Origin of the sequence: Muribaculum gordoncarteri (assembly GCF_004803695.1) — a bacterium.
Lineage (GTDB): Bacteria > Bacteroidota > Bacteroidia > Bacteroidales > Muribaculaceae > Muribaculum > Muribaculum gordoncarteri.
In genome coordinates, this window is record NZ_CP039393.1 from 96171 (window position 1) to 109951 (window position 13781).

General features: G+C 45.4%; 15 protein-coding genes and 1 tRNA gene. 9 read left to right on the top strand and 7 right to left on the bottom strand.

Features of this window, described 5'->3' with window-relative positions; all coding sequences use genetic code 11:
• Positions 1-18 precede the first annotated feature (18 nt).
• Together E7746_RS00395 and E7746_RS00400 are read right to left on the bottom strand one after the other, a co-directional pair.
• Entirely contained in the window at positions 19-1407 is a 1389-nt protein-coding gene (locus E7746_RS00395; RefSeq protein WP_136409462.1) for a DDE transposase, read from the bottom strand.
• A gap of 108 nt (positions 1408-1515) precedes the next feature.
• Positions 1516-2352, bottom strand: coding sequence for an amidohydrolase family protein (locus tag E7746_RS00400; protein WP_136409463.1), 837 nt, complete (start codon positions 2350-2352; stop codon positions 1516-1518).
• A 738-nt stretch (positions 2353-3090) separates the two neighbouring features.
• Between E7746_RS00400 and E7746_RS00405 the strand changes: the two genes are divergently transcribed.
• The 8 genes from E7746_RS00405 to E7746_RS00450 all read left to right on the top strand — a co-directional run bounded on the left by E7746_RS00405 (position 3091) and on the right by E7746_RS00450 (position 7753).
• On the top strand, positions 3091-3435 hold the full coding sequence (locus tag E7746_RS00405; protein ID WP_136409464.1) for a DUF3795 domain-containing protein: 345 nt from the start codon (positions 3091-3093) through the stop codon (positions 3433-3435).
• Positions 3436-3663: 228 nt separating this feature from the next.
• Positions 3664-4128, top strand: a complete 465-nt coding sequence (locus E7746_RS00410) for a 4Fe-4S double cluster binding domain-containing protein (RefSeq protein WP_202877160.1) — start codon at positions 3664-3666, stop codon at positions 4126-4128.
• A gap of 11 nt (positions 4129-4139) precedes the next feature.
• Positions 4140-4367: a tautomerase family protein gene (locus tag E7746_RS00415; RefSeq protein ID WP_136409465.1), complete on the top strand. Its 228-nt coding sequence runs from the start codon at positions 4140-4142 to the stop codon at positions 4365-4367.
• A 435-nt stretch (positions 4368-4802) separates the two neighbouring features.
• Positions 4803-5420: a CatB-related O-acetyltransferase gene (locus E7746_RS00425; RefSeq protein WP_136409467.1), complete on the top strand. Its 618-nt coding sequence runs from the start codon at positions 4803-4805 to the stop codon at positions 5418-5420.
• Between the two features lie 266 nt (positions 5421-5686).
• Positions 5687-6088 (top strand): hypothetical protein, encoded by a 402-nt coding sequence (locus tag E7746_RS00430; protein ID WP_136409468.1) that lies wholly within the window; start codon positions 5687-5689, stop codon positions 6086-6088.
• Positions 6089-6092: 4 nt separating this feature from the next.
• Positions 6093-6704 carry a DJ-1/PfpI family protein gene (locus tag E7746_RS00435; RefSeq protein ID WP_136409469.1) on the top strand — a complete coding sequence of 204 codons (612 nt, stop codon included), beginning with the start codon at positions 6093-6095 and terminating at the stop codon, positions 6702-6704.
• Between the two features lie 78 nt (positions 6705-6782).
• On the top strand, positions 6783-7022 hold the full coding sequence (locus tag E7746_RS00440; protein WP_238337270.1) for a transcriptional regulator: 240 nt from the start codon (positions 6783-6785) through the stop codon (positions 7020-7022).
• Positions 7023-7189: 167 nt separating this feature from the next.
• A complete protein-coding gene (locus tag E7746_RS00450) occupies positions 7190-7753 on the top strand; it encodes a GrpB family protein (RefSeq protein ID WP_136409472.1) in 564 nt (187 codons plus the stop codon).
• 326 nt (positions 7754-8079) lie between these two features.
• Here the strand turns inward: E7746_RS00450 and E7746_RS00455 are convergent, their stop codons facing one another.
• The 5 genes from E7746_RS00455 to E7746_RS00475 all read right to left on the bottom strand — a co-directional run bounded on the left by E7746_RS00455 (position 8080) and on the right by E7746_RS00475 (position 10927).
• The gene (locus E7746_RS00455; protein WP_136409473.1) at positions 8080-9138 is read right to left on the bottom strand and encodes a PDDEXK nuclease domain-containing protein; all 1059 of its coding nucleotides are present in this window, start codon (positions 9136-9138) and stop codon (positions 8080-8082) included.
• Between the two features lie 122 nt (positions 9139-9260).
• Positions 9261-9407, bottom strand: a complete 147-nt coding sequence (locus E7746_RS15185) for a hypothetical protein (protein WP_238337272.1) — start codon at positions 9405-9407, stop codon at positions 9261-9263.
• A gap of 678 nt (positions 9408-10085) precedes the next feature.
• Positions 10086-10361, bottom strand: a complete 276-nt coding sequence (locus E7746_RS00465; RefSeq protein WP_136409475.1) for a type II toxin-antitoxin system YafQ family toxin — start codon at positions 10359-10361, stop codon at positions 10086-10088.
• Positions 10358-10609, bottom strand: coding sequence for a toxin-antitoxin system protein (locus E7746_RS00470; protein ID WP_202877161.1), 252 nt, complete (start codon positions 10607-10609; stop codon positions 10358-10360). The genes E7746_RS00465 and E7746_RS00470 overlap by 4 nt, the downstream gene beginning before the upstream one ends.
• 244 nt (positions 10610-10853) lie before the next feature.
• A tRNA-Ile gene (locus E7746_RS00475) sits at positions 10854-10927 on the bottom strand.
• 240 nt (positions 10928-11167) lie between these two features.
• On the opposite strand from E7746_RS00475, the gene E7746_RS00480 reads away from it, so the two are divergent.
• Entirely contained in the window at positions 11168-13633 is a 2466-nt protein-coding gene (locus E7746_RS00480) for a glycoside hydrolase family 31 protein (RefSeq protein WP_136409477.1), read from the top strand.
• Positions 13634-13781: the final 148 nt, after the last annotated feature.

Below are 13781 nucleotides of genomic sequence, written 5' to 3' on the forward strand. Positions count from 1 at the left end.
AGATGACAGTATGATTTTTCACGCTCGCTGTTTTTGTAACTGCTTCTCTTTTTCTTCGATGGCGAGTTGTCGGGCGGCAAGTGTTGCGGCGTTTGCCATGTGGATGCCGAAAAAGAGCAGCAGGGTTTCGCTGCGGGAGTTGCGTGCCGCTATCCGGCCAACGCTGTAGTGTTGTTTCTGATTACCGAAACTGCCCTCCATGGCGGTAGAGCGCAGTGTCCCGATTATTCGTCGGGCTGTGCTTATGTCAGCATCTTCATCCTTGGGCTTCGGGCCTTTGCGGACAAAACAGGTCGTCATGCCGTTTTCGGTGCAATACCGCCGGTTGTCGTTGTTGGCATAGATGGTGTCTGCCCCTACCCTGGTCACTTTGATACCGGTCAGTTCCTGTTGATATTCAATACACTCCTGTAATCTCACGCCCTCGTTGAAGGCTTCGAAGGAATGGTGTTCGATGAATGAAATTCCGTCAATCTGGATGTTGTTGACCTTGACTCCGAACTCCACTCGCTTGTTCTCCTTGCCTCTGACAATAGGACGGATGTACGGACGGTCTATGCTGACGATACGGTGTTTCACCTCCTTTTTCTGAGCAAGTGCGCTCTGCTGGCGATACACCTCTTTTAATGCACTGAGACGCTTGCTTTGCTCTGCGGTGAGCGTGATGTCAACGGTGTGTATCTTGCAGATTCTGTTCCATTGACCTATCTGTTTGGAAAGCAGGCCGAGCAATCGACGGCGGAGTTTGGCGGTTGCCGCCCTGGTGTGCTTGCGATGCTTGGCATAGGTGAGTCTGTCGCGGTCAATATCACGATACTTGTTGCGTGGCAACCGTTCCTTCAACGCCTTGCAGGTCTTTTTTATAAGTGATTGAATCCACTCGCAGCATTCCCACAACAGCTTTACATCTGTCGGGAATCGCAGATGGCTCTCGTAACAGGTGGCGTCGGTCAGGCACAGGTTCTTGTCTTTTAACAAACCGCCCCACTTGTCATACAGCAATTTCTGTAGTTCTTTGATATCAAGAGCTCCGGCTATACGCTGACGGATAGCACTGACTATCTTGCCGTTCTTTATGGGGTTGGCCGGATCTATGAGCACCCCGCAGAACATCTGTATGTGTATACTGCCGTTGAGCATCTCGATCAGGCCGTCATCCGACTGTCCGGTATATGGCTTGAGAAACATCAGCGCCACCTCTCCCTCCGGCGGGAACATCGGAGTGTTGCCCTGAGGATGCGTTTTGGGAAAATGCGAACGGATTTTCTCTGCCAGTTCTTTCAATGGCAATTGCGCATGGATGCGCCCGAGCTCGCTTACGGCAAAACTCTCGCGATATTTTTGCATGAAATCGAACTCGGTAAACGGCAACGTGGCCGTAATCTCGGATATTTTTCGTAACTTCACGTACAATTATTTTAAGAATTACCCCCGAATAAGCCCGTGATGGGTCCATCGGGGGTTCATTGTAAAGTTACAAAATATCTACGACTTTGGCAAACAATTAGTTGGCAATTAACTGAGTATCCCTAAGTAGGCAAATTTTTCTTTCTGCCCTTCCGATAGCGGTGCGTTGTCGAGAAATGGTTTGGCTCCCGCGAGCGGAACGTAGGGAAAGTCGGTTGCAAATAGCAGATGATCTATCCCCACTTTATTAAGGCAATATAATAAATCGTCATTGTCATATATGCCGCCGGGCGTCACCCAAACGTTTCGTTTGTAATAGGTTGAAAATTTTTCAGGAAGTCCTGAAAGGGCCGGCGGGAACATCTGGTCAAGTCGCGGCAGATAAAAAGGAACCATCTCGCCCCAGTGGCCTGAAATTACTTTAAGAGTCGGAAACTTCTCGAATACCCCGGCAAGAATCATACGTATAACCTGAATGCCGGCCTCCAGATGCCAGCCATATCCCATAGTGCTTAATATGGCGTCCAGCTCGTCACCGAGTCCTGAGTAATATGCCTTGCAAGCATCAGGAGATGTATAGTGGGGATGCACATATACGGGTAAGTCATATTTTGTCAGTATCTCCCAGATAGGGAAGTACATTGGGTCGTCGGCATATACGTTTCCTGTCTGTGGCCTGCCTGAAAGCAAAGTCCCTACAAATCCGTACTCTTCAATTGTGCGTTTCAATTCGTCGGCTGCGGCATCGGGTTGATTCCATGGCAATGTGGCGAACCCACGGAATCTGTCAGGAAACTCTTTCACGTTCTGAGCAAGGGCTTCGTTGGCCTGCTTGGAAAGCGTTAAGGCTTCGGAGCCTGTCAGCCATTGCGTTACGTTGACATACGACAGCACCTCCATATCGATTCCCGCCGCATCGAGTTCGTTGACACGCCGTTCTCCCAATTGAAATAAATTAGGCAGTTCAATATGATAAGAGGGTACGGGGTGCTGGAATGCCTTATAAAAGGGAATACCTTCGATATGGTTTTGCTGTTGGCCGTTTCTATTGCCTTGCTGACGGTATGCTCCTCAATAGCTATTATTTTCATAAAAATCGATTTTTCATTATAAAGGAGGCTTCTTTTGTGGGCTTTTTTCGTTGGCAAAAGACCGCAAGGGCCTCATTTAAGCGGTCAGAAACCATCATGAAGAATCTCATAGCTTCTGTAGTAATGAAATTCATAACTGTATAACATAGCGCTGTTTGGAAAAGTTTCCATATTGCAGTGTTGGATTATTCATGTCAGGCCGTCAGGACACTCTGATATTTATTGCCTGATTTAAGCCCTTTAGCTCGACGAGGCTTGTCCGAGTCAAATATGGTTACCTCAGCCCAAAATCTTGCCGAGTTAACACACTAAATAGTTAAAATCCCATAAATTTTTCGTACCTTTGCGGTCGGGTTGACGCAAGTCGGCCCGCGACATTTTGAAAATAAGAAGCGGTATGCTCTCTTGTAATTGGAAACGTAGGAACTTTTCAGGATACAAAGATGGCATAGCGGTTCTCACGCATACGGCGTGGGCTGCTATCTCTACATCTGTATCCAAGGTTTCCTACGACCTCCAATTAAGACGTGGCGTTGCAGTCCGCGCTTCTGTATTATAATAGCCTGCATCATCGGACTGTGGTGTATTTGATATGGAAAAAATAGAAGCAAACAAAGAACTCATAGCGGCGTGCGGCTTCTACTGTGGAGCGTGCCGCAAGTATTTGGCGGACAAATGTGCCGGTTGCCATGATAATGAGAAAGCAACGTGGTGTAAGATACGGTCATGCGTCAGAAGTCATGATTTCCATACTTGTGCCGAATGTCATAAGGACGTGGCCAAGTGCAAGATATATTTCAATTTCATTGGCAAGATATTCGCATTCCTGTTCAACTCCGACCGCGCGGCTTGCATCCGCTATATCGAAGAACATGGAGAACAGGCTTTCGCCGAGGAAATGACGAAACGTAAATGTCAGACGATAAAAAGAAAATAAAAGTCTACAGAAATAATGGATAAGATAGAAATAAAGAAGATCATGTATACGTTGGGTGCAGATTTGTGTGGCGTGGCCTCTATTGACCGGTTCGATGGTGCACCAAAAGGATTCCATCCCTTAGATGTGATGCCCTCGTGCTAATCAGTCATATCTTTTGCGTGCCGGTTTCCAGTCGGGACACTTAGGTGCAAATCAGCCGTACCTTACACTCGTGTCAGAAATTCCATGACACCCAAACTGGATGCTATTGCCATGGATTTCTGTATTGAGATGGAAAAACATGGAATAGTCTGCGTCCCGATACCAACCAATGAGAGTCTTTGGAACTCTGCAACCAATAGATTCCGTTCAATAGTATCTCAGAAACATGCCGCACAGGCAGCAGGAATAGGGACAATAGGCAGACATTCCTTGCTGATTACACCTGAATATGGCAGTATGGTATGGCTGGGAGCTGTGTTATCTGAGCATGAATTTGAACCCGACCCGCTTCTCGCTCCAATATGCAACAACTGCAATTTATGTGTCGATGTCTGTCCGATCAACGCTCTGTCTGAATCAGAACTAAAGCAACTTGATTGCTGGAACCATGCATTTGGCGATGACGAGGAACAAAAAACATGGAAAATATCTTGCCATAAATGTAGAGACATCTGTCCTTATAACCTCGGGAGCAAAAACAAACTCTAATAATTCTTACGATGCCATACATATCAATCGAAAGCGGACGGTTGACTGCTGAACAGAAGAAAGAGCTGATTGAACGGCTGACAGAAACAGCCTCCGAGATTCTTTGCAGAGCAAAGCGCTTCGCGTATTCCAATATCCAGGAGCAGTTCTTTACGGTTACAATTGAGGAGTTGTCAGATGAAAACTTCGGTATCGGCGGCAAGTCAATCGACGAGATTAAACGCAATTGCAACCCATGACAAAGGCGAAGAAATTAAAAATATGTGATTGGTTGCTGCTCGTGGCAGTTGTTGTGATGCTTGTCTCAAGCATCCAACTTGAAGCGACTGGAAGTCGAGCCGTCCTCTGGGTGTGCTTACATATAATCGTCGGATGTCTGTTCTTTGCTAATATTATCTGGCACTTATATCTGCATTTCGGTTGGAAATCGTGGCTAAAGAAGTTTCGTAAGCAGAAATCGTTTATAACTCGTTGGCTTGCCGTATTCGGACTGCTGACTCTCATAAGCGCGATTGTAGCTTCCGCTCATTGGATCGGCTCATGGACACATTCCTCATTAGGAGGCGTTCATGGTAAAATTGGATTTATATTCATTGCCATTGCAATAGGACACACCGTAAAGCGTATTAAGTTTTTCAAAAACAAAAGAAATAGTATTCAGAATACTTAGAAGTATGGATAAGATGATATATCCGCGTTCCAGTGATAATCAGACGGTGTATCTGAAATCGGTTGTCACGCGCCCTACAATTGAGGTCGGCGACTTCACTATCTACAATGATTTTGTGAATGACCCGCGGGATTTCGAGAAAAACAATGTGCTCTACCATTATCCGATAAATAATGACAGACTTATTATCGGTAAGTTCTGCTCGATAGCCTGCGGAGCGAAGTTTATTTTCAACTGCGCCAATCATACGCTTAAATCGTTGTCTACCTATACATTCCCTTTGTTCTTTGAGGAGTGGGATTTGCCGAAATCGGATGTTGCCACAGCTTGGGACAACAAAGGCGATATTGTGATTGGCAATGATGTATGGATTGGTTACGATGCGGTAATCATGGCGGGAGTAACTATCGGCGACGGTGCAATTATCGGGACAAGAGCTGTCGTTACCAAAGATGTTGAGCCATATTCAATAGTGGGCGGTATACCGGCAAAAGAAATTCGTAAACGATTTGCTCCGGAAGTTATAAAGAAACTTATGGAGATACAATGGTGGAACTGGCCCATTGAGAAAATCCGAAGCTCTATTCCGGATATACAATCCGGGAATATAGATGCTTTATAAGGATAACGCCACCGAGAGAAAACTCACGGTGGCAATTGGTTTAGTGAAGTTTCGGGTCTTTGCGTAGCTGCTTGGCTTTGCGGGACCTCCTCCCAAAAATCTTGCCGGGTTAACACACTTAATCGTTGAAACCACATGGAAATTTCATATCTTTGTGATTGGGCCATATTTATTGGTGAATAATAATCGCAATAATAATCCCAATAATCATCGATATGATTTTGAAAGTACACAGATACATAGTCAAAAAATGGATAGTGCTGAGAATGGCATCGCAAGAATTTTATTTCAAACAACCGTTTGAGATAAAAGACGAGTATCCGATTATGAAGAGTATTCTGTTTTTTGCGCTTGTTCCCATAGAGTTGATTTTTATATTTCTATATGCCAGAATCGTTGGTTCCCTAAGTGCTTACAATTTAGAAATAATACTGGCGGTGGCCGTAGTCAATCTGTTAGTGGCCAATTTGTTAATCAACCACATCAAAGATGAGGCATTTATTGATGAAACAATCAGATCTTATAAACAATTAGATTTTGAAACCCGGAAAAAATCATATTCATTTAAAGAAGGTTTTACTGTAACGTTTCTTATGGTTGTAATTCCGTGGCTTATCTTTTTCATTGGCATATCAACTGTGTGTTATTTAATTCCTCATTATAGATAATTTTATGAGCAACGAAATTCTTTATATCCTCTTGCCTGATTATGCCGCGCATGAGGCCGTTTATCTCTCGCAAGCTATCGCTTCCGATGAATTTGCGATGAAAGAGCATCCCAAGTATGTCAACAAGGTAGTGGCGCCGACGCTGGACCCTGTAAAATCCATAGGCGGTTTCCGCACATTGCCCGACTATTCGTTTGACACGATGCCCGACGATTATGCAGCATTGGTGCTTATCGGTGGTTTCGGATGGGCTACACCGATAGCCGATCAAGTCAAGTGTATTGTCAAGAAAGCCGTTGAAAAAGGCAGCGTGATTGGCGCGATATGTAACGCTGCTTCGTGGATGGCAAGACACGGTTTCCTCAATGCCGTGAAGCATACTGGCAACGGATTGGAGCAATTGAAAATCTGGGGTGGTAAAAATTACACTAATCCCGAAGGCTATATCCACGCACAAGCCGTAAGCGACAATAATATCGTGACGGCAAACGGCTCGGCCACGCTTGAATTTGCAAAGGAGTTGCTCACATTGCTTGAGAATGATATTCCCGAGCGAATCGAAATGTACTATCAGTTCAACAAGCAGGGATTCTGCACATTATTCCCCCGTAATTAAAACATGCCCTGTACTGCCGATTTCATTGAGTTCGTCTGCAGCGCACTCGCCCCTTTAGGAGTGGTTCGTTCCCGCAAAATGATGGGAGATTATGTTATTTATCTGAATGACAAATGTGTGATAACCGCATGCGACAATATGGCCTTTGTCAAAAAACTGCCATGCATTGCAGATTTAATGGCTGATGCGGAATGCGGTTGCCCTTATGGAGGAGCAAAAGAAGCATATATCCTTGATTTCCAAGACAGACAAAAGGTTTTGAGAGTGATAGAGATGTTATGGGAAGATTTACCTTTCCCGAAATCCAGGAGGAAATAGCATGCCATACATATCAATCGAAAGCGGCAGATTGACCGCTGAACAGAAGAAGCAGTTGATTGAACGGCTGACAGCAATAGCCTCCGAGATTCTTTGCAGAGCAAAGCGCTTCGCGTATTCCAATATCCAGGAGCAGTTCTTCACCTTAACCATTCGGGAAATACCAGATGAAAACTCTTAAGGACATGACATTGGAAGAACTGTGGCAACTATTTCCCATTGTCCTGACGCCGCATCAGCCGCAATGGAAGGATTGGGCGAAGGTTGAAATAGATGATCTTTCTGCACTCCTTTCGGAATATGCTCCGATTTTCAACCATATCGGCAGCACTGCGATTCCCGGCATTCAGGCCAAGCCGACAATCGACATCCTTGTTGAAATCGCGCCCTGCGCCGATTGGCAACGTGTCCGTGCAACCATGGAGGCGGCGGGGTATATATGTATGTCCTCTTCCGATACCCGCATGAGTTTCAACAAGGGATATACTACGGAGGGATATGCCGAAAAGGTGTTCCATATTCATTTTCATGCCATAGGCGACAATGACGAAATCATTTTCCGTGACTATCTAAACTGTCATCCGGAAATAGCTCACGAATATGAAACGCTGAAATTAAGCCTGTTGCCAAAGTTCAAGCATGACCGTGACGGATATACCGATGCCAAATCTGCATTTGTCAAGAAAATATTGGGGATAGCCAAGTCCGGCAGCAAACCACCAAAACCATAAATCAAAGAGCGAACTGACTGAACAATATAAGATTATACAACAATTCACCCGCCAATATGCAGGCGAATGGGACTTGGAGCGTCACATTATGAAATCGGCAATATGTATATGAAAGAATCGGGCAAGAAAAATCCGCATCTCCACGGCAACCACCATAAAAATGCGGATAATGTAGCTTCTTTTCCCCAGCCATCATGACCATTGCCCTCCCCTTACTACGCCACGCCGATAAATCAGTTTGGTTTAGTTCGGGCTTTATATATGCCCGACAAACTAAACCTAACTATATATGTGGGCTGGGCAAAAGGAAAACTTTACGTGATATCTTATTCTGATAGGAGTTCTGTAGCTTTTTCTGCTATTTCTTGGTTGAAAGTCTTTATTTCGTCGGTGATTAGCTGTTTCAACTCTTTTTGAGGCACGATAAGTTTGTATTCGGCCACGCCGATGGGCTTAGTAAAGCCTTCGAGGGTAAGCTCGACCTCTACATTGTCTTTCTCAGCGCATAAGATTATACCGATTGACGGATTTTCATCTTTGCCACGTTCAAGCCTATCAAGCAACGAGAGATAGAGGTTCATCTTGCTGACATATTCGGGCATGAACTCGGAAATTTTCAAATCGACGGCGACGAGCGAACGAAGCCCCCGATGAAAGAAGAGCATATCTACCTTGTAATCCTTGCCATTATAGGACAGGACGTGCTGATTGCCAATGTATGTAAATCCTTGACCAAGTTCAAGAAGAAACTTTTTTATCTTCTCTACCAATCTCCGCTCAAGCTCCAGTTCAAGAAGCGGCTCAGTCACTCCGAGAAATCCCATGCAATAGGAATCCTTGAAAACCTCGTTGGCGTATGCAGCCTGAGCCTCCGGGAGCGCAATGGCAAAATTGTTTGACATATTGGCCTCCGGCTGATGCTTGTGCATCTCCAAATTTATGGCATTGACGAGTAAATCTCGGCTCCAGCCTTTTTCTATAACTTTCTCAGCATAGTATTGGATAGCGTTGTCATCATCTTTCAGTTTGGTCATCAACTGATTTATGTGTCGCCATGGCAAAACTCCAACGCAGCGTTGGAGTTTTGGATCGGAGAGATGAAACCGCACATAATATTTCTTCATTGCCCACAAATTGCTCACCGACATACCCATTTTGGGATACATCGACTTCAAGTCTACAGATAGTCGCTTTACTACACCATCCCCATGTGCGCTATCAAGTTTACGCTCATATAATAGCTGCCCAATACGCCAATGCATTTCATTGGAAGTGCTAATAATTGCACAAGCTGCGTTGCTTCTCGCGGTTTCAATTACTGCAACAGCCTGTTGCAATATTTCATTATATTCTGATTCGTTATGAATGCGGACAACTGTTTCCATATACAAAGTTAATACTTTTCTTTTGATTTTCAGCTATGTGCAGACACTTTGCCTCTCTGAACACTTCTTCTTCTTTTGCTCCATCGGAATAGTCCCGTATTGATAATCCCTAAAATGAACCGTTATAAGTTATCTGATTTCAGGAACTGTCGTAATGTCAGATGTTTTATGCCTTCGTAGTTCTGAGGGCGTGTCATCGGATTCATGGATATGACATACTTGGGATAGTTGTCTTGAATCTTCAGCAGATTTCCAAACTCACGTTCCATTGTATTGTCGTCAGCGATGAGATACGCTACCTGTATATAAACTGATGTGCCGCCTTTTTCGGCAACAAAATCAATTTCACCGTTGGGAAGAGTTCCCACGCTAATCTTGTATCCGAGATTTTTAAGGTGAAGATAGACGGCATTTTGTTAATTATAGCAAATAAAATTGCGCTTAATCGCAATTCTATTTGCTATACCTTATAAAATTATGTAGCAAACTGTGAGGGGTGCAAAAGCTCGGCATTGCCAAAATTGAAGAATCGGCTAAACACAGTGGGCGTGAATACAGAGAGGTGCCAGTAGCGGCTGAAACGAATTGTAGCGGAGTCCGCGTCCGGATTTGTGCTCAAGGCAAAAGAAAAAGCAGCTACGATTGGATTCGTAACTGCTTGATTTTCCAGTGGTCCCACTTGCTCTATCGCCTAATGATTAAGCAGATGATAACCAAATATTTAACGCTGCTATAAGTGGTGTGGAACCACCATAGAGGCACCTTTATTATTCATTATTGTTCAGCAATATGATTTCGTTGAAATAGTGTCGTTACACTACTTTGGTTAGTGTATGGCAAAGTTCGTTATTTTGGGGACGATTATACAAGAGTCATAGTCCAAAATAACCTTAAAATGAACCCAGATACCCGTTTTTTTTGAACGAACCGATTAGTTGGACTCATTCCTAATCCTTAAACAGCTCTGAATGGGAGCCAAGCCTGAACAATGCAAGAGTATTACTTTCCTCATCATACCATATAAGCAGGAAATCGCCTTCAATATGACATTCAAGGCAGCCGGAGTATTCTCCTTTTAATGGGTGCTGCCGATATTTCTCCGGTAGCGTAATTTCATTACGGAGCATATCAAGGACAATCTTCAGTTCTTCGAGTTTCTTAGGCTGATTCAGAAATCGCTTCAAGTCTTTCTTAAATTGTCGCGTGTAGCGAAGCTCTTTCATAAATCCATTGATTTAAGCATGGCTTCGACACTTGAAGTATCAATCGGCCCTTCAAGTTTACCGGCTTTCGCATCGTTCAACGCGGCGATGGTTTCCTCGTTTGGTTCGTGATACACGGCATCAAGCAGCAAGCACTCAACATAGTTGTTAAGGCTGCGGCGATCCTTTTGTGCAAGTTCCTTCAGCTTGTCAAGAAGATAGACAGGCAGTCGGAACACGTGGGCTTTCTTTTCGAGCGATGTATACATAGTGATATCATTTAGATTACAAATCTACGACATTTTATAATCAACAACAAATTTATTTATTACAAAGTTTCAAAGTTCTCCTTGTAAACATCTGTATTACTGCGAAAATGCGGCGCGGCGTGGCGGCTCGTGTTGGCGTCGGCTAAACACCGACTGCCTCATACACCGAGTCCGCGTCCGGATTTGTGTTCAAGGCAAAAAAAGCAGCTACGATTTGTTTCGTAACTGCTTGATTTTTAAGTTGTGGTCCCACTAGGGCTTGAACCTAGGACTCCCTGATTATGAGTCAGGTGCTCTAACCAACTGAGCTATGGGACCGAAATTGTGAGTGCAAAGATAATACGTTTTTTTGTTATGCGCAATAGGTGGCGCGTTTTTTTATTGAAAGTTTTTCCAAAAACATCGCCATGTCACGGATGTTGACTTGATTTCAACATCCGTCATCTCCAATGTTACATGGGGAAAGACAAATGTTACATTATTCACTCTGCATTTTGCCTCCTGATTGTTAATTTTGCATTATTAAATGATAAACCAATTAACAAAATCAAGTAACCAATGAATCTTATAACCAAACGAACGCTATCTTGCATTTCGGCATCGATTCTTTGTTTCGCTTGTGCTGTCGCTCAGAATTTCGAGCAGACACAACATGGAATCAAGGCCCTTGCCAACGGACAGAATGTTGAGCTGCAACTCTACACACCGTCAAGTGTACGTGTGACAAAGTCGCCTGCCGACGCTCCGAGCAGTCCCAAAAGTTTCTCAGTCATAGCCTCGCCTGAAAAGGTCGAGTTCACCGCTAAAAAGTCGGGCAACAATGTCGTGTTAAGCAGCAAAGAGCTTACCGCCACACTGAACCTGAAGACCGGTACCGTGTCATTTCGCAACAATAAAGGCCGATTGCTTTCGGAAGGCACCGCAGCCTCATTCACTCCCGTGGACGATGCCGGGGAGCCGGCTCTGAAGGTAAAGCAGACATTTGTTCTCGACAAAGATGAGCCCGTTTATGGACTCGGAAACCTTGAAAACGGCAAATTGTCGCAGCGCGGCGTCAACCGCACTCTCATGCCCGGCAACATAGAGGACGGAATCCCCTTGATCGTATCGCCTAAAGGCTATGCCGTGTTCTGGGACAACTATTCTCCTACCGAATTTATCGACAACGACAACGAAACGGCATTTGAGTCGGCAGTGGGCGAATGTGTCGACTACTACTTCATGGAAGGTAAAAACGCCGACGAGGTGATCTCGGAAATCCGCACCCTGACCGGCGATGTTCCCATGTTCCCCTTGTGGACCTATGGATTCTGGCAGAGCCGCGAGCGTTACAAGAGCCAGGGCGAAACCGTAGGCGTGGTCAAGAAATACCGCGAACTCGGTGTGCCCCTCGACGGAATCATCCAGGACTGGCAATACTGGGGCAACAACTACTTGTGGAATGCAATGGAATTCATGAATCCCGAATTCAACAATCCGCAAAAGATGATGGACGACATCCACGGCCTCAACGCCCATGCCATAATATCTATATGGTCGTCATTCGGACCCCAGACCAAGCCCTACCGCGACCTCGACGAGAAGGGCCTGCTGTTCAACATCGCCACATGGCCCCAATCGGGCATTGCCGAGCAGTGGCCTCCCCGCATGGACTATCCCTCGGGTGTACGCGTTTACGATGCCTACAGCCCCGAAGCACGCGACATCTATTGGAAGCACCTGTCACGCCTCCATGACTACGACATGGACGGATGGTGGATGGATTCTACCGAGCCCGACCATTTCGATGTCAAGCCAGCGGACTTCGACACCAAAACCTATCTCGGCTCATTCCGCAAGGTGCGTAACGCCTATCCTCTGTTGACCGTAGGCGGTGTCTACGACCATCAGCGAGCCAAGACCGACGACAAGCGAGTGTTCATCCTCACCCGTTCAGGCTATGTAGGTCAGCAGCGTTACGGATGTAATGTGTGGACCGGTGATGTCAACTCTACATGGGACATGCTGCGCAAGCAGATACCCGCACTCCTCAACTTCACGCTCACCGGCAACCCCAACTGTAACTCCGACATAGGAGGATTCTTCTGCAGCGGCTACAACCGACGCAACGGCGACAATTCGGCTACAAAAAATCCTTTGTTCCAGGAGCTCTTTGTGCGTTGGATGCAGTTCGGTGCATTCACTCCGATGATGCGCTCCCACGGTGCCGACATCATGCGCGAGATATACTATTTCGGACAGAAAGGCGATGTGATATACGACGCCATCGAGGATGCAATACGCCTGCGCTACTCGCTTCTGCCCTACATATACTCGACCTCATGGCAGGTTTCCAACGATGACAAGAGCTTCATGCGCGCACTCATGATGGACTTCCCCAACGACAAGAAGGGCTGGAACATCGGCGACCAGTACATGTTTGGCGACAATCTGCTTGTGGCTCCCGTTGTAAACGCCCAATATACTCCTGAAAAGGTCATGAAGATTGACGAAAACACCGGATGGAACCGCGATCAGGCCGGAAGCAGCGAAAACACCAAGGGCAATGTCAATTTCATGGAGCAGCACTCAACCGATGTGTATCTGCCCGCAGGTGCTTCATGGTATGACTACTGGACAAATGAACGCTACAAAGGCGGCCAGACCATCAGCAAGCCCACTACCATAAAGACCATACCTCTTTATGTAAAGGCCGGCAGCATCATGCCCATGGGCCCCGATGTTCAATATGCAACCGAAAAGCCCTGGGACAACCTCACCGTACGCGTTTATCCCGGAGCAAACGGTGAATTTACACTGTATGAGGACGAATTTGACAACTACAACTACGAAAAGGGTCAATATTCGACTATAAAGTTCATCTGGAACGATAAATCCCGCACGCTCACAATCGATGACCGCAAGGGAACATATCCCGGAATGTTGAAAAACCGCAACTTCAATGTCGTATTGATGTCAAATGGCGGTGGCGCATCACCCGTAACTGTTCCTTACGACGGAAGCAAAAAGAGTGTAAAACTGTAATAACAGGCTCAAATATCCTATTTGATCGGTCGGTATTTGCATCACATTGTCAATACCGACTGATTCATTTTATAAATTATCGTATTATAAATTATCGTAACCGACGATTATTAAAATAGATTCGGATTACCGGATATTTAGGATATTT